Source organism: Sphaerimonospora thailandensis (assembly GCF_016863115.1).
GTDB lineage: Bacteria > Actinomycetota > Actinomycetes > Streptosporangiales > Streptosporangiaceae > Sphaerimonospora > Sphaerimonospora cavernae.
Map to the genome: position 1 here is coordinate 49,429 of NZ_BOOG01000009.1, position 22,858 is coordinate 72,286.

Consider the following 22,858-nt stretch of genomic DNA (forward strand, 5'->3'; position numbering starts at 1 on the left):
ACTCAGGCGCACTGCTCCAGCATGGCGGCCTTGTCGGCTGTGGTGACCGGGAGGTCGTACTTGAGGGAGACCTGGGCGAAGCGCACGGCGTAGGAGCAGCGGATGCTTCGTTGCGGCGGCAGCCAGGTCGCCGGACCGGCGTCGCCCTTGGACGCGTTGGTGGAGCCGTCGACCGGGAGCAGGTTGAGCGGGTCGTTGGCGATCTGCTTGCGCTTGCTCTCGCTCCACCGGGAGGAGCCCATCTGCCAGCTGTAGGACAGCGGCACCAGGTGGTCGATCTGGACCTTCGCCGCGTGCTGCTTGGTCCAGTCGAGGGTCTTGCCGGTGTACGGGTCATAGATGGTCATCGAAATGACCACACAGTTCGAGCCCTGGCGATATTCGATCTTCCGCCCATCCCGTTTCAGCATGTCGTTGCGGGTGTCGCAGCCGTTGCGTCCCCAGGGGACGTCGTCGACGCTGTCCGCCCAGGCGTACCCGAACTTGTCCCGGGAGTAGCCGGTCTTCGGTCCGCGGCCCTTGGTCCGCACCTTGTCGATCAGCTTGCGCGCCTCGGCGCGGTCACCGGTCGTGGTGATCGGCGCGAGGCCGGGACCGGTGCCGTCGGGGTTCTTGAGGGGGCTGACCCCGAGCGCCGCGCCCTTCCCGGCCCCGCCGTCGGCGGCGCCGCTCTGCCCGAGGCCGATGTCGTCCATCGGCCCGCATCCGGCAAGTGCCCCGGTCAGTACGGCGGCCGCCACCGAGACGACGGCGACAGCCCTGGTTCCACGCCCGCCCACTGCCACCCCTAAGTAATGAAATCGCACACTTAGGTATAACAGTGCCCAAAGAAAGGGCAAATTAGGCGTTTACCGAACGTGTCGGATGCGGCCGCCCGGAAACACCGCCGCATCAAACCGATCAGGCCGGGATCCACTCCTGCCAGACGATCTTGTTGGCCTCGACCCACTTCTGCGCGGCGGCCTCGGGGGACATCTTGTTCACCGCGATGTCGTACGCGACCGAGTTCTGGTCGTCGTTCGTCCACGAGAAGTTCTTGACCAGCTCGTACGCCCTGCCGCCCGACTGGGCGAACGTCGTGCTGACAATCTTGTCGAGCAGGTACGGCGGGTAGTCGCAGGCGACCTGCTTCGGATCCTTGTCGCACCCGATGGCGTACGGAGGAAGGTTGATCTTGACGAGTTTGAGCTGGTTGAACAGCCACTGCGGCTCGTAGAAGTACATGAGCAGCGGCTTCTTCTTCTCGGTGGCCTCCTGCGCCGCCTTGATCAGCGCGTCCTCACTGCCGGAGTAGACCACCTTGAACGGCAGGCCGAGGTTCTTGACGAGCGCCTCGTCGTTGGTCACGTAGGACCGGTCACCGGCCAAATATTGACCCAGATCGCCACTCTTGTCCGTCTTGAACAGGTCCTTGTACTTCGACAGGTTCCGATAGTCCGTGATGTCCGGGTATCGCTGCACCATCCACTCGGGGACGTACCACCCGATGACCCCCTTGTTGCCGTTCTGTCCCGCGCTGATCGCGAGCTTGGAGTCCTCGATGTACGTCTTCTTCAACTCGGGATGGGCCCAGTTCTCGATCACGACGTCCACGGTGCCGTCCTCGAAGCCCTTCCAGGAGTCCGCCTCGCCGCTCTTCTTCAACTCGACCTTGTAGCCGAGCTCATGTTTCAGCAGGTAGGCCACGACGGCTGCGCTGGCCTCGTATCCAACCCACGGGTTGATCGCGATCCGTACGGTTCCGTCGGCGCCCTTGGGCGCGGAGCGCTCCGCTGAGTCGCTCCCACCGCACGCGGTGACCATCGCGATCGTCAGCAAACCGGCAAGGAGACGGACCCTCTTCATATAGACCTCACCCGATCTTGAACGGCCGGCGGGCACGCGTTGCGGGGGGCGCGACGCGCACCTCGGGCCCCGCGGAAACTCCGAGCCTGCGCGGAATTTTCGCGCGTAAAGCATCGGGCAGAGTATCGCACAACCGGAAAGGCCGTATCGGTCGCGCCGACGAGACCGCGGCCGGTATGCCGCGCACGTCCTGCCCGCCGGCCGCGGTGGTGGCTATGAGACAGGCCTTACAGGCCGTACTCCTTGGAGATGCGCTCGTGCCGCTCCGCCTCGATCCCGACCTCACGCGCCAGGTCAAGCCAGGCCAGCGGGTGGGACCACTGCTCGGTGACGTCGTCGAGCACCGCGTCGAGCTCGGCCGGCCGCACCGTGGGCGGGATCGCCACCCAGCCGAACACGCCGGACAGCCGCTCACCGGTCGCGGGATGGGTGACCGTGTAGTTCTCGTCACTGTAGACCCACATGGGCCAGCCCCGCTCGGCCAGCACCTCGTTGAACTCCGCCCACTCCTCCTCAGAGGGTGCGGCTCCGTCGAAGAACCAACTCGTGTAACCGCCCGGCCGCAGCATGGTCACCCCGGCGAACGGGATGACGAAGCTCTCACGCTCCTGCTCGTTCTCCGGGATCGGCTCCAGCGGACGGGGATCGATGACGATCACATCACCCGCGTTGTACTCCATGCCGCGCGGCTGCGGGATGGCCAGCCTGGCCGTGGCCGGGCCGGTCCGCACCGCGAGCACCTCACGCTGGCTGCCGTCGGGAGCCGGCAGGATGGCCCGGACCAGGTGCCACTCCTCCTCGATCGGGCCCTCCGCCGACTGGATCGGCATGCCCAGCTTGGCGGCGCCGGCTCGGACGGTCGGCCAGTCCTCGATGGCGGTGGACAGGACGATGATCCGCCAGGTGTCCTCTTCCTCGCCCTCGCCTGACTCCAGCAGCGGCCGGAGGATCTCGGCGGCCTTGGCGTTGTCGCCCAGTTGCTGGGCCGCACCGGACCACAGTCGGCGCGCCTCGACCGTCGGATCGGCGGCGACGGCCCGCTCGCCCTCGGCGGCGGTCTCCTCCCAGCGCTCGCGGGCGCGGTAGAGCCGGGCCAGGGTCAGGTGCGACCCGGTCTCCGGCAGGCGGGCGGCGAGCCGCTCGACACGCTCGTCCTGTCCGGCCTCGATCAGCAGACCGGTGAGGTAGGCGATGTCCTCGTCCGAGGCGGCGACCGGGTCCCCGTCCTCCGCGATCATCTTCCAGTAGATGTCGGCGCCGATGGGCGCGTACCCGAGGAACCCGAGCGTCGTGGTGTGACGGCGGGTCGCCTCCAGATCGGTGCCGGACAGCGACCACAGCCACCCGACCCACCGCTCGGGGTCGGCGGTACGGCCGTCGGCGGCGTCGAAGTAGGCGACCAGCTCGTCCTGGGGGCCGGGCAGCGGCGACTCGGCCGCGGCGTCAGCCGTCGCACGCAACTCGGCGACCCGCTCGGCGAGGCCCTCGGCGCCGCTGAGGTCGGCCAGCACGGACTCCGCGTAGTCGGCGAGCAGCCGGGCCTGCCAGACGCCCTGCCGGGCCACGGCGAGCCGACCGGCCGTGAGCGCCAGCTCGAAGCGTGCGCGGTGCCCGCCCATCGTCTCGAAGTAGGTGATCCACTGCCGGAGGATGCGGCCGAGCTGCCAGGAGTTGGTGATGGAACCGCTCGACGCGAGCAGGCTGACCGCGTGTGCCCACTCCACCCACTCGCGGGGGTGCTCCCCGATGACGTCGAGGTCCGGCAGCGCCTCCACCGCCTCCTCGGTGCGGTCTTCGGTGGCCAGGATCAGCGACTTGAGCAGGTTCTCACGGCGGTCCTTCGCGACGGGGTCGTCCGGCTTGAAGCCGGTGGCGGCCTCCAGCCTCTCCAGCGCGTCCTGCGTCCGGCCGGCGGCCAGCAGCGCGCGGGCCGAGGCGGCGGCCAGTTCCCAGCTCGCCTCGCTGCCGGACTCGCGCAGCCGGTTGACGGCGGTCTCGGCATAGGCGACGGCCTCGGCCGCCTTCCCTGCGTCGAGCAGCGCGGCGACGTACTGAGTGATCAGACCGGAGAACGCGGGCGACTCGGGCCCGACTCCGCTGAGCGCGGCATTGAGCGCGGCCATCCGCTCACCCGCCAGGCCCGGGCCGTCGGTGTTCGCCTGGGTGATCGCGAGCACCTCGACGGCGGCGGAGGCGGACGGGCAGTCACGGACGTCGGCACGGCCGGCGAACTCCACCAGGGCCGCCGCGTCGTCGAGTGCGACCGCCCCGTTGGCCCGGTCGCCAACCCTGCCGATCATGTGCCAGTAGCGGGCGAACAGTTCCAGCCAGGGCTGTTCCAGGGTCTCGGCGTGCTGGGCGATGGCCGGTGCCATGACGTCCAGCTGGGCATACCGGCCCTCCAGCGCCTGCGCCGGGATGTCGCTCAGCGCCATGGCCAGCCCCATGTTGCCGGTCTCGTGCAGTTCACGCTGGGTGCCACCGACCCAAGCCCAGATGTCGACGTCCATGAGCAGTCAGTCTGCCAGGTCGCCGACCATGTCCAAAACAGCCCACGGCGCGTCCCGAACAGCCCAGGGTGCCAAAGCCTGCCTCCGATCCTCACCTGTGCCGTGTGAACAGCACGGTCGTGAACAGCACGGTCATATACACGGTCATATACACGGACATGTAACAGCCGCGGCGCCGCACCATGCGAGGTGCGGCGCCGCGGTCGCTGCGGAAAATCAGCTAACGACAGGCGAGGGGATCAGATCCGCTGCCAGAGCGCGGGCACGTTCGGCGGCTCCCAGCCCGGCAGGGAGGTGTGCGACTGGAGGCACCGGTAGGTGGCGCCGCCGTAGGTCACCGTGGATCCCGCGGTGTACGAGGTGTACGTCTTCCAGGTGCCGCCGGGGTTGGGCGGGGTCGTCGGGCCGGTCGTCGGGCCGGTCGTCGGGCCCGCCGTCGGGCCGGGGTTGCTGCCCGGGGTCTTCAGCGTGAGGCCGTAGACCGAGAGGATCTCGTTGACCGGCTGGTAGTAGGTGGTGCCGCCGCTGCTGCAGTTGCCACTGCCGCCGGAGGTCACGCCCTGTGCCTGGTCACCGGAGATGAACGAGCCGCCCGAGTCGCCGGGCTCGGCGCACACGCTGGTGCGGGTCACGCCGCTGACGGTGCCCTGGGAGTAGGTGACGCTGGTGTTGTGCTGCTGGACGGTGCCGCAGTGCCAGCCGGTGGTCGAGCCCGACCGGCAGATCGAGGCGCCGACGAGCGCCTGGGTCGAGCCGCGGACGGTCAGGTTGCCGCCGTTCTGGTTCACGTACGGCTGGGCGGTCCAGCTGCTGTTCGCCGCGACCCACGCGTAGTCGTTGCCGGGGAACGACGAGCCCTGGAAGGTGCCCTGGGCGACCCGGTTGGAGCCGCTGGTGGAGGCGCCGGTGTTGCCGCAGTGACCAGCGGTCACGAAGCCCTGCGTGGTGCCCCGGGTCACCGGGAAGCCGATCGAGCAGCGGCTGCCGCTGCCGATGTAGTAGGCGTCGCCGCCGCGCAGGTCGTAGTAGGTCTGCGGCTGCTCGCTGGACTTCTCGACGCGGACGATCGAGCTGTCGAGGCCGCTGGCCGCGACGAACTTCTCGGCCGCCGCCGGCTCGGAGGACAGCACGACGACGCTGTTGTTCTGCACGTCGACGTACCAGACGGGCGCCGTCTTGGGAGCCTTGCTCGCGGCCCGGTCGAGGGCGTTCTTGGCCGAGACGAGCTTGGCGTACGGGTGCCTGACCACCTTGGCCTCCGCACCCTCCGCCGCGATGTCGGACTTCGCGGCCGAGTCGGTGGTGGCGACCACGAGCTTGGCGTCCGGGCCGGCGAGCCAGGAGCCGGCGAACCGGTTGCCGAGCCTGCCGCGCAGCCTGGCCTCGGAACGGGTGGCGCGATCCTCGTTGGCCAGCCGAGTCCTGGCCTGGTCGGCGTTGAGGCCGAGGTCACGCTGCATCGCCTGGACCAGGCCGGCCGGGGGGTCGCCCGCGGGGGCCTGGGCTGCCGCCTGCTCCTGCGCGGTCGGGCCGGGTTCGGCAACAGCCGCGCCGATCGGAATCGTGAGTCCGGCGGCCACCAGGGCACCGGCCACGATGAGGGAGTTCCTCCGGAACATGCAGTGTCTCCTTGAGAGAGCTGGGGGATGCCCCTCAAGGTAGCTGCGACCAGTTCTTTTAGGTATCTACCGTTTATCCCCTATCGCGGCGTTATGGCGTGGCCGAAAATGCGGGGACCGCGGGGTTTCCATGAGCGGATCCTGATTCGAGGAGTCCCGGCTCGATGACCCCGGACGCGACGAGTACGGCGGGGCCCGACAGGTAGCTCGTGTCCGCGTCGAGGGTGACGGTGACCGAGCCGCCCAGCACGCGGACCTGCCAGGCGCCGGTCGGCTCCCCGGCTGCGCGGGCGGCGGCCACCGCGGTGGCGACCGCCCCGGTACCGCACGACCGGGTCTCCCCCGAGCCCCGCTCGTGCACCCGCATGGCGACAGCGTGATCACCTACCACGTTGATCAGTTCGACGTTGACGCCATGGGGGTAGACCTCCCGGTCGAACTCCGGCTCCCGGCCGAGGTCGAGGCCGGCGACAGGGTCGTCGATCAGGCAGGCCAGGTGCGGGTTGCCCATGTTCACGTTGAGGCCGTCGTACGTCCGCCCGGCGACGGTCGTACGGCTCTCGCCCAGGATCCGGGGCCGGCCCATGTCGACGGTGACGTCCCCGGTCCCGCCGAGCCGTACGCGCTTGATCCCACCCCGGGTGGCGATGCCGAACTCCCCGGCCGCGGCCAGTCCCGCGTCGACGAGGTAGCGGGCGAACACGCGCACGCCGTTGCCGCACATCTCGGCGATCCCGCCGTCGGCGTTGCGGTAGTCCATGAACCACTCGGCCGCCCCGGCCAGATCGGCGACCTCGGCACAGCGCTCGGTACGCACGACCCGCAGCACGCCGTCGGCGCCGATCCCGGCGCGGCGGTCGCACAGCGCGGCGACCTTCGCCGGGGTCAACTCCAGCCGGGCGTCCGGGTCCGGCAGGATGACGAAGTCATTCTCGGTGCCGTGTCCCTTGACGAAGCGCATGTCACAGAAGTCTAGAGCGTTCCGGATTCGGCGTGTCCGCCCCAGTGCCCGGTCCGCCCCAGCGCCCGGTCCGCTCCAGCGCCCGGTCCACGAGGTCGGCGAAGGCCGCCGAGCCGGCGCCCGGGTCGAACGGCAGCCACACGACCCGGGGATCCCGGCGGAACCAGGACTCCTGGCGGCGGGCGAACCTGCGGGTCGCCCGCACGGTCTCCTCGCGGGCCTGCTCCTCGGTCCACTCCCCGGACAGGAAGCGCAGGACCTGGGCATAGCCGAGCGCCCGGCTCGCCGTCCGTCCCTCGGCCAGGCCCTGCTCCAGCAGACCGCGGACCTCGTCCACCAGCCCGGCCTCCCACATGCGGGCGACCCTCAGCTCGATCCGCTCGTCGAGCACCGGCCGGGGCACCTCGACCCCGATCTGCACGCTCTCGTACACCGAGTCGTACGACGGCATCGTGGCGGAGAAGGGCCGGCCGGTCAGCTCGATCACCTCGAGGGCCCGGACGATCCGGCGGCCGTTGCTCGGCAGGATCGTCTCGGCCGCCACCGGGTCCCGACTCTTGAGCCGGTCGTACAGCACGGCCGGGCCGACCTCGGCGAGCTCCCGCTCCAGCCGGGCGCGCGACTCCGGGTCGGTGCCGGGGAACTCCAGATCGTCGAGGACGGCCCGGACGTAGAGCCCCGACCCGCCGGCCAGGATCGGCGTCCGCCCCCGCGCGAGCAGGTCCTCGACCAGCGGCCGGGCCAGCCGCTGATATTCGGCGACGCTGGCGGCCTGAGTCACCGGCCAGATGTCGAGGAGGTGATGCGGCACGCCCCGCCGCTCGGCGTGGGACAGCTTGGCCGTGCCGATGTCCATGCCCCGATAGAGCTGCATCGAGTCGGTGTTGATGACCTCGCCGTCCAGCCGGAGCGCCAACTCGACGGCCAGATCGGACTTTCCTGCCGCCGTGGCGCCCACGACCGCGATCACTGGTTGCTCTCCTGGTTGCCGGCCCACACCGTCCAGTGTGGCAGTGCCGGGAAGCGCAGATGTCCCGGTGGTCAGATGTGCCGGTGTCAGATGTGCCGGTGGTCAGATGTGCCAGTCGAGCGTCGGCGGAAGATGGCCTTCGAGGGTCAGCAGCCAACGCTTGGACTCCACGCCGTCGCCGCCGCTGAACCCGCCCAGACCGTTGCCCGCGACCACCCGGTGGCACGGCACGATGATCGGGATCGGGTTGCCACCCATGATCGCCCCGATGCCGCGGGCCGGGACGCCGGTCCCGCTACTGGCCGCCAGCTCTCCGTATGTCACGACTTTTCCGTACGGAACGGTCGCGAAGAGCGTGCCGAGGACCTGACGCTGGAGCGTCGAGGTGAGCCGCCAGTCGACCGGGACGCCGAACTCCCGCAGGTCACCATGGAAGTAGGCGGCGAGCTCGGCGCGGGCGGGAGCCGTACGGGCGGGATCGTCGGCCACGGCCAGCCCGAGGCGGGCGGCGATGCGTGTCCGTACCCGCGGATCGTCGCGGAAGTGCGTGGCGACGACGCCCTCCTCCGTCACGGCCGCGAGCACGTCGCCGAGCCGGGTCGGGACGCTCCCGAACGCTACGGTTTCCCCCACTCGTCCATTCTCCACCGGGATCGGCACGACACGCACGGAAGTTCAGGGCGAGATCAGGGCGCCCACTTCGGCGCTATGTCCCTTTTGGGCACGGGGATCCGCATGAGGTCGCGCGCCACGATCACGTCCCCCGCGTACGTCTCGCGGACCTCGGCGACGAACCGGGGCTCGTCTTCGAAGGAGTAGCGCTCGGAGAAGTGGGTCAGCACGAGACGCCGCACCCCGCACTCCGCCGCCACCCGGCCGGCCTGCGCCGCGGTGAGGTGCCCGTAGGCGACGGCCAGTTCCGCCTCGGCGGACAGGAACGTCGACTCGATCACCAGCAGGTCCACGCCGTCGGCCAGCGCGAACACCCCGTCGCACAGCCGGGTGTCCATCACGAACGCGGCGCTTTGGCCCGGGCGTGGCGCGCTGCATTCGGCCAGCGTCACCGTCGAGCCATCGGGCAGGGTGAGCGAGCCGCGCCGCTGCAACTCGCCGACCATCGGCCCGTGCACACCCCGCCGGGCCAGCTCCTCGGGCAGCATCCGGCGGCCGGCCGGCTCGTCCAGGCGGTAGCCGTACGACTCGATGGGGTGTGACAGCGGCCGGGCGGTGAGCGTCACCGGACCGGCCGGCCACTCGACCAGATCACCGGAGACCGGGCGTCGGACGATCACAGCGGTGTCGCCGAAGGAGGTGGCGTGGCGCAGCCGCCGCCAGTAGTGCTCGCCGGCCGCTGGATAGGCGGCCTGGACCTGGTGGTCCACCCGATCTCGCGCGATGCGCTGGATCACCCCGGGCACACCGAGGCAGTGGTCGCCGTGGAAGTGCGTCACGCAGATCCAGGTGAGGTCGTGCGAGCCCACCCCGGCGTGCACCATCTGCCGCTGGGTGCCCTCCCCCGGGTCGAACAGGAAGCCCTCGCCGTCCCAGCGCAGCAGATACCCGTTGTGGTTGCGATGCCGGGTGGGGACGGCGCTCGACGTACCCAGGACGACCAGTTCGCGAACGGACACACTCGCGATGCTAGGCGCTGCTTCCGTCGGCGGCCCCATCTCTCACGACATGAGCAGAAGATCACCGCGACGGTAATTTAACTGTCAACTTTGTAAAAAAACAATCGGGCACCCTTGGCGATCCACCGGGTCTCCGAAGATCAAAAGAGTCTCGCTGTCGTACAAAATCCCAGGTGGAGCGGGGATTTCAGGTGCGATCCGACACTGAAGGAGGGCGAGTGAAGGACCGCTGTTCACCGCGGGTAGTTTGTACAACATTCTTCGTGAAAAAACTAAAGCAGTCAGGCGCCCAGGGAGGATGAGCGAGGATGTCGGACATCACCGTCGAGCAGTCGGCCGAGGACGTTCCTCCGGCCAGACCCGATCCGGATTCCCCGGGCAGGCGAGCTCGCATGATCGGCCGCGGCTGGGTCCAGGCGGCCGTCCTGGTCACCGCCGTCGGCTTCCTCGTTCTCGGACTGCTCGCGGTCCGCACCTACCAGGCGGAGCCGCCCATCCCGCAACGCGTGTCCACCTCTGACGGACAGGTGCTCTTCACCGGCGACGACGTGCGAAACGGTCAGAAGGTCTTCCTGAGCACCGGTCTCATGCAGTACGGCTCGATCTTCGGGCACGGCGCATACCTGGGCCCCGACTTCACCGCGGACTACCTGCACCGCAGCGCCACGTTCGTGCAGGAGCAGCATCGCAAGGCCGGGGCACAGGACGCGCACGCCGCCACCGTCTCCGATTTCCGTACGAACCGATACGACGAGCGCACGGGCACACTCGTCTGGACGGCGGCCCAGGCCGCGGCGTTCAAGCAGATCACGGCCCACTACGCGGACCTTCTCGGCCGTCCCGAGGGCAAGCAGGGGCTGCGCCCGGAAGCGGTGACCGACCCGAAGGACATCCACAACCTGACCGCCTACTTCGGCTGGTCGGCCTGGGCCGCCGCCGCGCAGCGGCCCGGCGAGACCTACTCGTACACCAACAACTGGCCCGCCGAGCCACTGGTGGACAACGGGCCGACCGGCCACATGGTGACCTGGAGCGTGCTCTCGCTGATCTTCCTGCTGGGCGGCGCCGGAGCGCTGTTCGCCGCGTTCGGCCGGTGGAACTTCCTGGGCTGGCACGGCCGCGACCAGCGGACCCTGCGCTTCCATTCGCCGCGCGACGTCCTGCTCACGCCGGCGCAGCGCACCACTGCCTGGTTCTTCTTCGCGATGGCAGGGCTGTTCCTGGTGCAGGTCCTCGTCGGCTCGGCCACCCAGCACTACCGTGCCGACCTCGGCACCTTCTTCGGCATTCCGCTGGACCGCTGGCTGCCGTACAACCTCACCCGCACCTGGCACACCCAGCTGGCGATCTTCTGGGTGGTCACGTCGTTCCTGGCCATCGGCATCTTCCTGATGCCGCTGATCTCCCGCGGCTGGGAGCCGCGCAGGCAGGCGCTGCTGTCGCGGCTGCTGCTCGGGGCGCTCGTCGTGGTCGTCGGCGGCAGCCTGCTGGGCGAGCTGGCCGGGCAGCGGGGGTGGCTGGGCTCGATGTGGAGCTGGCTCGGCAACCAGGGCTGGGAATACCTCGACCTCGGGCGGCTGTGGCAGGTGCTGCTGGTCGCCGGGCTGACCCTCTGGGTGGTGATCCTCTTCCGGGGGCTGCGCAGACGGCTGCGCAGCGAGAGCGTGGCCAACATGCCGTGGCTGTTCTTCCTCGCCGCGCTCGCGCTTCCGGCGTTCTACGCCGTCGGCCTGCTCGCCACGCCGGACTCGTCGTTCACCAGCGCCGATTTCTGGCGGTTCATCGTGGTGCATCTGTGGGTCGAGGACTTCATGGAGCTGTTCACCACGGTCACCGTCGCCTACCTGTTCGTCATGCTCGGCGTGGTGCGCGAGCGGGTGGCACTGGCGGTGATCTATCTCGACATCGTCCTCTACAGCGCCGGCGGCGTGATCGGCACCATGCACCACCTGTACTTCTCCGGCGAGCCCGCCGAGCACCTCGCCCTCGGCGCGATGTTCTCCGCGCTCGAGGTCATCCCGCTGCTGTTCCTGACCGTGGAGGCCTGGAGCTTCCTGCAGCTCGGCGCCCGTAAGAAGAGCCCGTCGAGCACGCCGTTCCCGCACCGATGGGCCGTGATGTTCCTGGTCGCCGTCGGCTTCTGGAACTTCCTGGGTGCCGGGATCTTCGGGTTCCTGATCAACCTGCCGATCGTGTCCTACTACGAGATCGGCACCGGGCTGACCGCCAACCACGCGCACGGCGCGATGATGGGCGTGTACGGCATGCTGGCGGTGGGGTTCGCCCTGTTCGCGCTGCGCTACCTCATCCCGGAGGAGCGCTGGTCCGACCGCTGGCCGCGGCTGTCCTTCTGGTCGCTCAACCTGGGCCTGGCCTGGATGTCGTTCGCCACCCTCCTGCCCGGCGGCGCGCTGCAGCTCTACAAGGTCCTCGAAGCCGGATACGCCGACGCCCGCAGCCTGGGATACCTCCAGGGCAAGGCGAACGCCGTGCTGGAGTGGCTCCGGCTCCCGGGCGACGTGGTGTTCATGGTCGGCGGCGTGCTGCCGCTGCTGTGGATGACCTGGCTGGGGATCCGCTACCGGGTCGCCGCGGCACGGCGGGTGGACGCACCGGAGCAGGTCCTGCTCTTCACCGAGGTCGTCGAGCCCGATGATGTGGCGGCCGTCGGCGGCGACCCGGCCGAACCGGTGGGCCGATGAGCGGCGAGGTCGTGTTCATAGCCGCGTATGCCGTGGCGCTGCTCGTGGTGGCCACCGTACTGGAGATCTACGGCCGCCAGCCGACCAGCGCCTGGGCCTCACGGGTGTTCGCCGGCTATCGGCGTGCGGTGCCGGACGCGCCGGGCCCCGCCGACCCCGAGGATTGGCCGCACTCCGAGGCGAGCCGCTTCCACCAGGTGGTGTCCCTGTTCGTCACGGTGGTCGCCGTGGCCCTCGTCGCGGGCGAACTGGTCCGCCACCACCGGCCGTTCGAGGCACTGACCCTGATCGCGGCCGGATCGGCGCACGGCCTGCTGGCCGCGCGGATCGTACGGCGACTGCGCCACGCCCGGGCGTCCCGTACGACTGGGCCGACTAAACGCGAGGAAGACCCGGTTGTGGAAAACGTCCCCGAGGCGAGACACCGGCGAGCACACTGAACGTGAAGGACAGAAACGGTCCGTAGCGATCAGGAAGAATCACCACGTTGCCGCAGTATGACCCCATACCGGAAACCCAGGAAACCCAGGAAACTCAGAAGACCCGGCGTAGAGGTTCCGGGATTCTCGCCGTAGCGGGGATCACGGGCGTGGTCGCCCTCGCCGGCTTCGCCATCGCCCTCGGTGCCGCGCCCGAGCGCTCCCCGGCCGCCTCGGCACGATCAGGGGCGGATGGAATGCCCGCGCACTCCTTGGAGGAACCGCGCGACGTGCCGGCCGCCGGGACGGGTCTCACACCTGAAGCCGACGCGCAGCGTGTACGGGACGTGGGGTCTCGTCCGGGTCCCGCCCCGATGCCGTATGCCGGGGCGGCGCCTGGGGCGCGAGCCGCGACGAGCCCGGAGACCGCACCGAGCCCGGCCCCCGCGCCTACCGCGAGCGCGCGGCCCGAACTCGTCCCGGCCGAGCGGGTGACCGTGGGACCGGTCCCGCGACCCACGGACACGACTCGCGAAGCGACCGGCCGGTCCCCGCACCTGGAAGGAGGCGGTACGGAACGCCACGTCGGTCCGGCCCGAAGACCGGGCGGCACCTCCTCGGGCGGCACCTCCTCGAGCAGCACCTCCTCAGGCAGCCGCGAATCCCGCTCCGGCCGCCCGTCGGTGCAACAACCGGCGGCGGGAAAGGCCTCGCCGAGCGCGGAACCGGCACCGCGGAGGATAGCGTCACCACGGAAGACACCGGCACCGCGGAAGACACCGGCACCGCGGAAGACACCGGCACCACGGGAATCCACGGCTCCGGAGAAGTCATCGACGGCGGAAGGATCGGCGCGGCCGGCACCGGAGGACCCGGAAAGGGAGGCGCCGCGGCAACGTCATGGCCCGGCGCCGAACCCCTGCGCGACCTTCCACGACATACGCCGGGACTACTGCTACCAGGTGCTCGACCGGCTGATGAACGGCTAGAGCCGACTTCCCAGGCCTGCCCGGGTCGCTCTAGACGGCCGAGCAGGCGGGAGGGTCGGCGGGGGCGGGAGCCGGACGGCCGATCGTGGGCATGCCGAGGCTGACGGCACGGCCCCGTTCGGGGGCGCCCTGGCGCGCCTCCCACGCGTCGCCGGCGCGGGTGCGCCGTACGGACAGGACCTTGTCGGCCACCAGGTGATGCGGCGCGGCATAGGTGACCTCGGCGGTCACCATGTCACCCGGCCGGGCGTCGGCGGCGGCGACGTGCACGAGGCGGTTGTCCGCCGCGCGCCCGGACAGGCGGTGCGTGGCGTCGTCCTTGCGGCCCTCCCCCTCGGCGATCAGCACCTCGACGGTCCGGCCGGTCTGCGCCCGGTTCTCCGCCCAGGAGATCTCGTCCTGGAGGGCGACCAGGCGCTCGTACCGCTCCTGCACGACCTCCTTGGGCACCTGGTCCGCCATCGTCGCGGCGGGTGTGCCGGGACGGATGGAGTACTGGAAGGTGAACGCGCCCGCGAAGCGGGCCTGCCGTACGACGTCGAGCGTCTGCTGGAAGTCCTCCTCGGTCTCGCCGGGGAAGCCCACGATGATGTCGGTCGAGATCGCGGCGTCGGGCATGGCCGCGCGAACCCGGTCGAGGATGCCGAGGTAGCGCTCGGAACGGTACGACCGGCGCATCGCCTTCAGCACCCGGTCGGAGCCGGACTGCAGCGGCATGTGCAACTGGTGCATCACGTTCGGCGTCTCGGCCATCGCGTCGATCACGTCATCGGTGAACGCGGCGGGGTGCGGCGAGGTGAAGCGCACCCGCTCCAGGCCGTCGATCTCCCCGCAGGCCCGCAGCAGCTTGCCGAACGCCAACCGGTCGCCGAACTCGGCGCCGTAGGTGTTGACGTTCTGCCCCAGCAGGGTGACCTCCAGCACACCCTGGTCGACCAGCGTGCGCACCTCGGCCAGGACGTCGCCGGGACGGCGGTCCTTCTCCTTGCCGCGCAGCGACGGCACGATGCAGAACGTGCAGGTGTTGTTGCACCCGACCGAGATCGCCACCCACGCGGCGTACGGCGACTCGCGCCGGGTCGGCAGCGTGGACGGGAAGGTCTCCAATGAGTCCTTGATCTCGACCTGCGCCTCCTGGGCGATCCGGGCGCGTTCCAGCAGCACCGGCAGCGAGCCGATGTTGTGCGTGCCGAACACGACGTCGACCCACGGAGCGCGGCGGACGATCTCGCCCTGGTCCTTCTGGGCGAGGCAGCCGCCGACCGCGATCTGCATGCCCTCCCGCGCCATCTTGATCGGCCGCAGGTGGCCGAGGTTTCCGTACAACCGGTTGTCGGCGTTCTCGCGCACCGCGCAGGTGTTGAACACGACGACGTCCGCGGCCTCCCCCTCGAGGGCCCGGACGTATCCGGCGTCCTCCAGCAGCCCGGCCAGCCGCTCGGAGTCGTGCACGTTCATCTGGCAGCCGTAGGTCCGCACCTCGTAGGTCCGGGTCGCGTCCTCGGTGCCCTGGGTGGTCTCAGCATTCGTGGTCGCAGTCATCGCGATACAAGCCTAGGCGTTCCCCGGCACCTTCCCGTACGCCAACCGAATCGATGACCATTCGTGACGTTTTCCTAACACTCCGATGTATGGCCAGGTAGATTGCCCTTCGCGACCGCATGCGAAAATGAGAACGGACCGATTGCTGGAAGTGGTGAGCCGCGATGGCGATGCCCGCACGAACCGCGGAGGCGTCAATGGAGGCGGACGAGTCGCCGGCGACGACCAGCCCCTGGCACACGCCTGGCGAGCTCAGCGTCGAGGAATGGTTCGAGCTCAACGAGCGGGCGGGCGACGGCAGCCGCTACGAGCTCATCAACGGGAGCCTGATCGTGTCCCCCGCCCCACTCCCCCGGCACCAATTGATCGGTGACAACCTCCGCTCGGTCCTGCAGGATGCCGCGCCGGACGATCTTGTAGCCATCACCGCGATGGGCCTGCTCCTCGATGGCAGACCCGGTGTCATCCCTGACGTCACCGTCGTGGAACGCCGGCCGATCCGGGACGGCGCCACCGTGGCCAGGCCGGACTGGGTCCGCCTGGCGGTGGAGATCGTGTCGAAGTCGACCACGGCGATGGATCGCATGGTCAAGCCTGCGAAGTACGCCGAAGCGGGCATTCCGTACTTCTGGCGGGTGGAGATGTCACCCTTCCGGGGGCAGGCGGGGGACCGGCTCCCCGTCGTCTTCACCTACCGGCTCGACGAAGACGGTCAGTACCAGCTCACCCATCGGATAGGGGCGGGCGCTTCGATCGTGCTCGCCGAACCGTTCAAGGTGACGGTCGATCCGGCCGCGCTCGCCTGGCTCTGATCTCCACCTCCGTACGCCCGGTGATCTACGAAGCGGTGCATATCGGCTCTGATCAGGAGAGTTCGCAGGTCGTGACCGGATCGGTACCAGGTGGTTAGTGACTTGGCAGTATCAACCCGCCTACGTTGTTGACCATGACTGAGCCCGGTGGTTCCGCCCCGCTGGTAAAGCTCGAAGGGGTGAACAAGCACTTCGGCGCGCTGCACGTGCTGAAGGACATCGACCTGGCCGTGGAACGCGGCGAGGTGGTCGTGGTCATCGGCCCCTCCGGCGGCGGCAAGTCCACGTTGTGCCGCGTGATCAACCGGCTGGAGACCATCGACTCGGGGACCATCGTCTTCGACGGGCGGGAGTTGCCGGCGGAAGGAAAGGCCCTCGCCCGGCTGCGCTCCGAAGTCGGCATGGTGTTCCAATCCTTCAACCTTTTCTCCCACAAGACGATCCTGGAGAACGTCACGCTCGGCCCGACCAAGGTTCGCGGGATCTCCCGGCAGCAGGCCGAGCAGCGGGGCATGGAACTGCTCGAACGGGTCGGCATCGCCGCCCAGGCAGGCAAATACCCGGCGCAGCTGTCTGGGGGCCAGCAGCAGCGCACCGCCATCGCCCGGGCTCTCGCCATGGATCCCAAGATGATCCTCTTCGACGAGCCGACCTCGGCGCTCGACCCGGAAATGGTCCAGGAAGTGCTGGACGTCATGACCGCTCTGGCCCGCGAGGGCATGACCATGATGGTCGTCACCCACGAGATGGGCTTCGCCCGGCGGGCCGCGGACCGGGTCGTGTTCGTGGCCGACGGGCAGATCGTCGAGCAGGCCCCGCCCGCGGAGTTCTTCACCCAGCCCAGCAGCGAACGGGCCAGGGACTTCCTTTCCAAGATCCTCACCCATTGATCACACACGTCCCCGGCCCGGACCGGGCCGGGGCGAGGAAGTAGAGGTGGCAGTCAATGCGAGTGCGTCGAATAGGGGCGGTCCTCGGCGTCGCGGCCATGGTCGTGGGCCTCGCGGCCTGCGGGAGCGACAAGACCTACGACAGCGTCGCCGACAAGGTGAAGGACGCCAAGAAGATCGTCGTCGGCACCAAGTGGGACCAGCCCGGGCTCGGCCTGAAAGACCCCGCCAAGGGCGAGCCCGAAGGGTTCGACGTCGAGGTCGCGAAGTACGTCGTCAAGGAGCTGGCCGGCGGCCAGGACGTCGACATCGAATGGAAGGAGTCGGCCTCCTCCAACCGTGAGGCGTTCCTCGCCAACGGCACCGTGGACCTGATCGTCGCGTCATACTCGATCACTGAAAGCCGTAAGGAGAAGGTGACCTTCGGCGGGCCGTACATCGTCGCCCACCAGGACGTCATGGTCCGCGGCGACGACACCGGCATCGCCAAGCCCGAGGACCTGGCCGGCAAGCGGATCTGCCAGGCCGCGGGCTCCAACTCCTACAAGCGGATCACCGACCCGCCGCCGGACGGCGCGCTCGACCTCGACGCCGAACTGGTGGGCGCGGCCACCTACTCCGAGTGCGTGAACAAGCTCGGCGGCAACAACCTCGACGCGGTCACCACCGACGACCTCATCCTGGCCGGGTTCGCCACCCAGGCCGCCGAGCAGGGCGGCGCCAGCTTCAAGATCCTGGGCAAGCCGTTCACCGACGAGAAGTACGGCGTCGGCCTGAAGAAGGGCGACACCAAGACCTGCGAAGCGGTCAACGCCGCGATCACCAAGATGTACCAGGACGGCACCATCCAGCAACTGTTCAGCAAGTGGTTCGGAAAGGCCCAGGGCCTCAGCGCCCCCACGGCCGCCCCCGCCTTCGAGCCCTGCGCCTGACCTGTCGCATGGCGCGGCCGGTGACCCGGTGCCCCGGGTCACCGGCCGACGTCGCCCGACAGAACAGCACGGCAGAGCAGCACCGTGGAGCACGATGAATGATCTGATCAAATACGCGCCCGACCTGGCCGCGGGCTTCCTGGTGAACGTGGAGCTCTCCCTCGTGTGCGCGGTCCTGTCACTGATCGCCGGCACGGTGCTCGTGTCCCTGCGGGTCGCGCCGACACCGGTCCTGCGCACGGCCGCCGCCACCTACATCAACATCGTGCGCAACACACCCCTGACGCTGGTGCTGGCCTTCTCCGCGCTGGGGCTGAGCGACACGCTCGGCCTGTCCTTCTCCAAGGAGCCCAGCACCAACGCGTTCTGGCTGGTGGTGCTGGGCCTGTCCGCGTACACCGCCTCGTTCGTAGCCGAGACGCTGCGCTCGGGCATCAACACCGTGTCCCTGGGACAGGCGGAGGCGGCCCGCGCGATCGGGCTCACCTTCTTCCAGTCCCTGCGACTGATCATCCTGCCGCAGGCGTTCCGTGCGGTCATCGCGCCGATGGGCAGCGTCATGATCGCGATGATCAAGAACACCACGGTGGCCATCGCCGCCGGCTACCTCGCCGAATCGGCATTCGTGATGAGGGACACCTTCGACGACACGGGCGTGTCGATCCCCATCTTCATCGGGCTCGTCCTCGCCTTCATGGCCATCACCCTGCCGGTCGGCTTCCTCACCGGCCGACTCTCCCGACGTCTGGCGGTGGTCCGATGAGCGGCCCAGTGACCACTTCGGTGCTGTTCGACGCGCCGGGACCCCGGGCACGGCTGCGCAACAACGCGCTGACGCTGCTGGCCTTGATCGGGATCGCGGCGATCGCCTACCTCGTCTATCTGAGGTTCGACGAGAAGCACCAGTGGGAGGGGAGGATCTGGGAGCCGTTCACCGAGTCCGCGACCTGGACCGGGTACATCATCCCCGGCCTACTCGGCACGCTGAAGGCCGCTGGTCTCAGCGCGGTGTTCGCGCTCGTCTTCGGCTCGGTCTTCGGTCTGGCCAGGCTCTCCGACCACCGATGGATCAGGGTGTCCGCAGGCGCGGTCGTCGAGGTCTTCCGCTCGATCCCGCTGCTTCTTCTGATCTTCTTCCTGTTCTTCCTCGCCCCCAGCGTCTTCGGCGGCGGTGACTACACGCTGATCGCGCTGGTGGCCGGTCTCACGCTCTACAACGGTTCGGTCCTCGCCGAGGTGGTCCGAGCCGGCGTCCTGGCCGTGCCGAAGGGCCAGTCGGAGGCGGCCTACGCGATCGGGTTCCGCAAGAACCAGGTGATGCGGCTGGTCCTGCTTCCGCAGGCAGTCACCGCGATGATGCCCGCCATCGTGAGCCAGCTCGTCGTGCTGCTCAAGGACACCGCGCTGGGCTACATCATCGCGTACGTCGACCTGCTCAACTATGGATTCAGGGTCCTCCCGGCTCGCTTCTTCGGATCGCTCATCCCCGCCGCGATCGTCATCGGAGTCATCTACGTCGGTCTCAACATGACGCTCAGCGCCCTGGCCACCTGGCTGGAGAGGCGGAGCAGGCGCAGCCGCAGAACATCCGTGAAACCGATACCTGCGACGGCGGACATCGGCGAGTAGCTCGGTTTGATCAGGCCGGTCCGGTCATCCATGGGCAAGTGTTTGCCGTGTCGCTCCTTGCCGCCCGTCGGACCGGCCGTGATCCTGGGCAGGTGCGGCGTGTCGTGGCCCTGTTAGCAGGCGTAGCGATGGCGGGCACGCTGCTCACGGGATGCGGGAGCAGCGGCACGCTCGTCGTCGGCGTGCGTCAGGGACAGCCTGGGCTCGTCACACCCCTCCCCGGCGGGAGAGTCTCCGGCTTCGACATCGCGGTGGCCCACTACGTCGCCCATGAGCTCGGCTACCGTGACGACCAGATCACCTACACCGCCGACCCGGAACAGGCCGACCTGGTCCTCGGCACGATGGGCTCACCCGCCCTGCGGAACGTCGCCGGGCCCTACCTGGAGACCAGCACCGACATCCTCGTCCGCGCGGGCGACCTGACGATACGCAAGCTGCGTGATCTCGCCCGCAGACGCGTCTGCGCGACCAGCGCGTCGGCGAAGCGCCTCATCCGGGCGTTCGGCGGGAAATGGAAGGACGCGTTCCTCGCGGAGGCGAACGTCCCGGCCGCGTGCGCGCCGCTGCTGGCCGACGGGAGGATCGACGCGATCGTGGCCGACGCCCCCGTCCTCGTCGGTCTCGCCGCGCAGTACCCCGGCCGGTTCCGGATCAGCGGCCGCCCCCTGACCACCGAGCGGTACGGCATCGGCACCGGATCGGACACGCTCAGGGACCAGGTCAACGACGCCCTGCGCCACATGTTCGACGACGGCGCCTGGAAACGCGCCGTCATCGACTATCTCGGCGTGCTGGCCACGCGATACACCTCACCCCCGGCCCTGCCGCGCTCGCAGCTGTAGCGCGGTCGGCGGTGGAGGGGGTCGGTGGTGTAGTGGCCGATGGCGTACTGGCCGGCGACGGTCAGCGGGCGAACTCGGTGGCCCGCGACTCGCGGACCACGTTGATCCGGATCTGGCCCGGGTAGGTGAGCTCCTCCTCGACCTGCTTGGCGACATCCCGCGCGATCACCTGGGCCTGGATGTCGTCCACCGCATCCGGTCGCACCATCACCCGGATCTCCCGGCCGGCCTGCATCGCGAACACCTTGTCCACACCTTCGTACGACTGGGCGATCTCCTCGAGCCGCTCGAGCCGCTTGACATACGCCTCGAGAGACTCGCGCCGCGCCCCCGGCCGGCCACCGCTGATCGCGTCGGCGGCCTGGGTCAGCACGGCCTCGACCGTACGGACCTCCACCTCGTTGTGATGCGCCTCGATCGCGTGGACCACGTCCTCGTGCTCGCCGTACCGCCGGGCGATCTCCGCTCCGATCAGCGCGTGGCTGCCCTCGACCTCGTGGGTGAGCGCCTTGCCGATGTCGTGCAGCAGCGCGCACCGCTTCACCAGGTCACGATCGAGCCGCAGCTCCGAAGCCATGATCCCGGCCAGATGCGCCGACTCGATCAGGTGCTTGAGCACGTTCTGCCCGTACGAGGTGCGGTAACGGAGCTGCCCGAGCAGCGTGACCAGCTCCGGATGCATCTCGGTGATGCCCAACTCGACCAGCGCGTCCTCTCCCGCGCGGACGCACAGGTCGAGCACCTCTGCCTTGCTGCGTTCGTGGGCCTCCTCGATGCGCTGGGGATGGATGCGCCCGTCGAGGACCAACTTCTCCAGCGTCAGCCTCGCCGTCTCCCGCCGCACGGGGTCGAAGCACGACAGGAGCACGGCCTCCGGCGTGTCGTCGATGATCAGGTTGACGCCGGTCGTGGACTCGAAGGCCCGGATGTTGCGGCCCTCACGGCCGATGATGCGACCCTTCATCTCGTCGCCGGGCAGATGGAGCACGCTGACCACCGACTCGGCCGTCTGCTCGGTGGCCACCCGCTGGACGGCCAATGTCACGATCTTGCAGGCACGCTTCTCGCCTTCCTTGCGCGCCTCACTCTCGATCTCCCGCACGATCAGCGCGGCCTCGCGCTTGGCCTGGTTCTCGATCTCCCTGACCAGCTCGCCCTTGGCCTGCCCGGCGGTGAGACCCGCCACCCGTTCCAGGATTTCCCGGCGCCGCTCGGCGGCCCGGTCGAGCTCCTCACGGCGGTCGGCCAGCTCGGTCTCCGTCTCAGCCAGCTTGCGCGCCCGATCGGCCTGCCGGCGGGCTTCCTCGTCCAGCCGCTGCTCACGCTCGGCCAGCCGGCCCTCCCGCCGTTCGAGGTCGGTCCGGAGCTCCTTGATCTCCGTCTTGAGGACCCTGGCCTCCTCCTCGACCTCCTTGCGCATGGCCGCGGCGCTCTCGGCCAGGGAATCGGACTTCTTGAGGATCTCCTCCGCGTCCTTCTCCGCCTTGATGCGGATCTCCTCGGCCTCCCGCCTGGCCCGCTCCAGCTCCTCATCCATCTCAGCCGTCACCGCGCTGAGCTGTTCGGGCGAAGGACCGGCCGACGGGAGCAGGCCACCGGTACGACGCACGACGATCACGAGGGCCGCGACCGACACGAGCGCCAGCAGCACCACCGCAACCGCCAAAACGATCACGACCGTATTCATGCGCGCTCACCCTCTCCTCGCCTTGCGATCTCTGCCAGCGAGGGAGCACACGCGCAGCACGACAGCACCCGGCGGCGTCACCAGGACAAATATCGTCTCAATCTCCGGGCATCCCGGAGGACGCCCGACATGGCCCGGAGGCCGGTCAATATCTATCGCCTGTCGTTCACCGTTATGGAAATCCGCGCTGCGCGGAGTGTTACTCCTCACTGCGGTCGAGATTAAGCGTCAGAGAGGTAACGAGCAAGCAAAGACTGTCAGGATCTCCCCACATCGGGCCGTCGGTCCGGCCACATGGGCGCTCTCAGCCGATCTCCTCGGGGAGATCGTCCACGTCGCAACCCTCGGTTTCCAGGGCCTCCCGGACGACCCGGAACGCCAGGCCCGGCGAGTAGCCCTTGCGGGCCAGCATCCCCACCAGCCTCCGGGTCCGCGCCCTCGGGTCGGCACCATGCGTGGCGGCCAGCCTGCGTGCGACCAAGATCCGCGCGGTCTCGACCTCCTGCTCCGGATCGAGTTGTTCCACCGCGTCCTGGACCGTCTCCTCATCCACGCCGCGATGCCGCAACTCCTGGGCGAGCGCCCGCCGGGCCAGGCCTCGGCCGTGATGCCGCGAGCTCACCCAGGCCGCGGCGAACGCCTCGTCGTCGATCAGCCCGACCTCGGAGAACCGCTCAAGCACGGCCCGAGCCGCCTCCTCTGGGACCCCCCGCCTGCTCAGAGCGTCCGCGAGCTGAGCCCGGGTCTTCGGCGCCATCGTCAGCAGCCGCAGGCAGATCGCCCTCGCCACCGCCTCCGGATCGGCATCGGGCTCCCTGGGGTCCCCGTCCGGTCCCCGGCCCTCACGCCGGCCGGGGAACTCGTCGCGTCTCATC

General features: G+C 69.2%; 19 protein-coding genes. 8 read left to right on the plus strand and 11 right to left on the minus strand.

Annotation, left to right across the window (positions count from 1 at the left end):
• Nucleotides 1-2: 2 nt before the first annotated feature.
• The 8 genes from Mth01_RS04560 to Mth01_RS04595 all read right to left on the minus strand — a co-directional run bounded on the left by Mth01_RS04560 (nt 3) and on the right by Mth01_RS04595 (nt 9,536).
• Nucleotides 3-779, minus strand: coding sequence for an HNH endonuclease family protein (locus Mth01_RS04560; RefSeq protein ID WP_239089353.1), 777 nt, complete (start codon nt 777-779; stop codon nt 3-5).
• 121 nt (nt 780-900) lie between these two features.
• Nucleotides 901-1,818 carry an ABC transporter substrate-binding protein gene (locus tag Mth01_RS04565; protein WP_308440768.1) on the minus strand — a complete coding sequence of 306 codons (918 nt, stop codon included), beginning with the start codon at nt 1,816-1,818 and terminating at the stop codon, nt 901-903.
• Between the two features lie 254 nt (nt 1,819-2,072).
• On the minus strand, nt 2,073-4,355 hold the full coding sequence (locus Mth01_RS04570) for a tetratricopeptide repeat protein (RefSeq protein ID WP_204011733.1): 2,283 nt from the start codon (nt 4,353-4,355) through the stop codon (nt 2,073-2,075).
• Between the two features lie 239 nt (nt 4,356-4,594).
• Nucleotides 4,595-5,974 (minus strand): carbohydrate-binding protein, encoded by a 1,380-nt coding sequence (locus Mth01_RS30090; protein WP_275408886.1) that lies wholly within the window; start codon nt 5,972-5,974, stop codon nt 4,595-4,597.
• 91 nt (nt 5,975-6,065) lie between these two features.
• Complete coding sequence (gene dapF, locus Mth01_RS04580; protein WP_204011735.1) at nt 6,066-6,935, minus strand: diaminopimelate epimerase; 870 nt, start codon at nt 6,933-6,935, stop codon at nt 6,066-6,068.
• Nucleotide 6,936: 1 nt separating this feature from the next.
• A complete protein-coding gene (miaA, locus tag Mth01_RS04585) occupies nt 6,937-7,905 on the minus strand; it encodes a tRNA (adenosine(37)-N6)-dimethylallyltransferase MiaA (protein ID WP_204011738.1) in 969 nt (322 codons plus the stop codon).
• Nucleotides 7,906-8,007: 102 nt separating this feature from the next.
• A complete protein-coding gene (locus Mth01_RS04590) occupies nt 8,008-8,538 on the minus strand; it encodes a methylated-DNA--[protein]-cysteine S-methyltransferase (protein WP_239089354.1) in 531 nt (176 codons plus the stop codon).
• A 53-nt stretch (nt 8,539-8,591) separates the two neighbouring features.
• Nucleotides 8,592-9,536 (minus strand): ribonuclease Z, encoded by a 945-nt coding sequence (locus Mth01_RS04595; protein ID WP_204011740.1) that lies wholly within the window; start codon nt 9,534-9,536, stop codon nt 8,592-8,594.
• A gap of 308 nt (nt 9,537-9,844) precedes the next feature.
• Here Mth01_RS04595 and Mth01_RS04600 point away from each other — a divergent pair, with 308 nt between their 5' ends.
• Nucleotides 9,845-12,238: a nitric-oxide reductase large subunit gene (locus Mth01_RS04600; protein ID WP_204011742.1), complete on the plus strand. Its 2,394-nt coding sequence runs from the start codon at nt 9,845-9,847 to the stop codon at nt 12,236-12,238.
• On the plus strand, nt 12,235-12,678 hold the full coding sequence (locus tag Mth01_RS04605; RefSeq protein WP_204011744.1) for a hypothetical protein: 444 nt from the start codon (nt 12,235-12,237) through the stop codon (nt 12,676-12,678). The genes Mth01_RS04600 and Mth01_RS04605 overlap by 4 nt, the downstream gene beginning before the upstream one ends.
• A 998-nt stretch (nt 12,679-13,676) precedes the next feature.
• Here the strand turns inward: Mth01_RS04605 and miaB are convergent.
• Nucleotides 13,677-15,188 carry a tRNA (N6-isopentenyl adenosine(37)-C2)-methylthiotransferase MiaB gene (gene miaB / locus Mth01_RS04610; protein ID WP_204011746.1) on the minus strand — a complete coding sequence of 504 codons (1,512 nt, stop codon included), beginning with the start codon at nt 15,186-15,188 and terminating at the stop codon, nt 13,677-13,679.
• A 170-nt stretch (nt 15,189-15,358) separates the two neighbouring features.
• Here miaB and Mth01_RS04615 point away from each other — a divergent pair, with 170 nt between their 5' ends.
• The 6 genes from Mth01_RS04615 (at nt 15,359) to Mth01_RS04640 (ending at nt 20,296) form a co-directional block, all read left to right on the plus strand.
• The gene (locus tag Mth01_RS04615; protein WP_308440769.1) at nt 15,359-16,000 is read left to right on the plus strand and encodes a Uma2 family endonuclease; all 642 of its coding nucleotides are present in this window, start codon (nt 15,359-15,361) and stop codon (nt 15,998-16,000) included.
• A gap of 134 nt (nt 16,001-16,134) precedes the next feature.
• Nucleotides 16,135-16,890, plus strand: a complete 756-nt coding sequence (locus Mth01_RS04620) for an amino acid ABC transporter ATP-binding protein (protein WP_275408887.1) — start codon at nt 16,135-16,137, stop codon at nt 16,888-16,890.
• A 56-nt stretch (nt 16,891-16,946) separates the two neighbouring features.
• Complete coding sequence (locus Mth01_RS04625) at nt 16,947-17,822, plus strand: glutamate ABC transporter substrate-binding protein (protein ID WP_204011752.1); 876 nt, start codon at nt 16,947-16,949, stop codon at nt 17,820-17,822.
• 94 nt (nt 17,823-17,916) lie between these two features.
• Nucleotides 17,917-18,585 carry an amino acid ABC transporter permease gene (locus tag Mth01_RS04630; protein ID WP_204011755.1) on the plus strand — a complete coding sequence of 223 codons (669 nt, stop codon included), beginning with the start codon at nt 17,917-17,919 and terminating at the stop codon, nt 18,583-18,585.
• Nucleotides 18,586-18,593: 8 nt separating this feature from the next.
• A complete protein-coding gene (locus tag Mth01_RS04635; RefSeq protein WP_239089355.1) occupies nt 18,594-19,451 on the plus strand; it encodes an amino acid ABC transporter permease in 858 nt (285 codons plus the stop codon).
• A gap of 104 nt (nt 19,452-19,555) precedes the next feature.
• A complete protein-coding gene (locus Mth01_RS04640) occupies nt 19,556-20,296 on the plus strand; it encodes a transporter substrate-binding domain-containing protein (protein ID WP_204011762.1) in 741 nt (246 codons plus the stop codon).
• 61 nt (nt 20,297-20,357) lie between these two features.
• On the opposite strand, the gene rny is transcribed toward Mth01_RS04640, so the two are convergent.
• Both rny and recX read right to left on the minus strand, forming a co-directional pair.
• A complete protein-coding gene (gene rny, locus Mth01_RS04645) occupies nt 20,358-21,983 on the minus strand; it encodes a ribonuclease Y (RefSeq protein ID WP_407695919.1) in 1,626 nt (541 codons plus the stop codon).
• Between the two features lie 304 nt (nt 21,984-22,287).
• Complete coding sequence (gene recX, locus Mth01_RS04650; protein WP_204011767.1) at nt 22,288-22,857, minus strand: recombination regulator RecX; 570 nt, start codon at nt 22,855-22,857, stop codon at nt 22,288-22,290.
• Between the last annotated feature and the right edge of the window lies 1 nt (nt 22,858).

Excerpts from the sequence above, each read along its gene's own strand:
- Mth01_RS04570 (WP_204011733.1), bottom strand. The coding sequence starts at position 4,355 with ATGGACGTCGACATCTGGGCTTGGGTCGGTGGCACCCAGCGTGAACTG.
- Mth01_RS30090 (WP_275408886.1), bottom strand. The coding sequence starts at position 5,974 with ATGTTCCGGAGGAACTCCCTCATCGTGGCCGGTGCCCTGGTGGCCGCC.
- dapF (WP_204011735.1), bottom strand. The coding sequence starts at position 6,935 with ATGCGCTTCGTCAAGGGACACGGCACCGAGAATGACTTCGTCATCCTG.
- Mth01_RS04600 (WP_204011742.1), top strand. The coding sequence starts at position 9,845 with ATGTCGGACATCACCGTCGAGCAGTCGGCCGAGGACGTTCCTCCGGCC.
- Mth01_RS04605 (WP_204011744.1), top strand. The coding sequence starts at position 12,235 with ATGAGCGGCGAGGTCGTGTTCATAGCCGCGTATGCCGTGGCGCTGCTC.
- miaB (WP_204011746.1), bottom strand. The coding sequence starts at position 15,188 with ATGACTGCGACCACGAATGCTGAGACCACCCAGGGCACCGAGGACGCG.
- Mth01_RS04615 (WP_308440769.1), top strand. The coding sequence starts at position 15,359 with ATGCCCGCACGAACCGCGGAGGCGTCAATGGAGGCGGACGAGTCGCCG.
- Mth01_RS04620 (WP_275408887.1), top strand. The coding sequence starts at position 16,135 with ATGACTGAGCCCGGTGGTTCCGCCCCGCTGGTAAAGCTCGAAGGGGTG.
- Mth01_RS04625 (WP_204011752.1), top strand. The coding sequence starts at position 16,947 with ATGCGAGTGCGTCGAATAGGGGCGGTCCTCGGCGTCGCGGCCATGGTC.
- Mth01_RS04630 (WP_204011755.1), top strand. The coding sequence starts at position 17,917 with ATGAATGATCTGATCAAATACGCGCCCGACCTGGCCGCGGGCTTCCTG.
- rny (WP_407695919.1), bottom strand. The coding sequence starts at position 21,983 with ATGAATACGGTCGTGATCGTTTTGGCGGTTGCGGTGGTGCTGCTGGCG.
- recX (WP_204011767.1), bottom strand. The coding sequence starts at position 22,857 with ATGAGACGCGACGAGTTCCCCGGCCGGCGTGAGGGCCGGGGACCGGAC.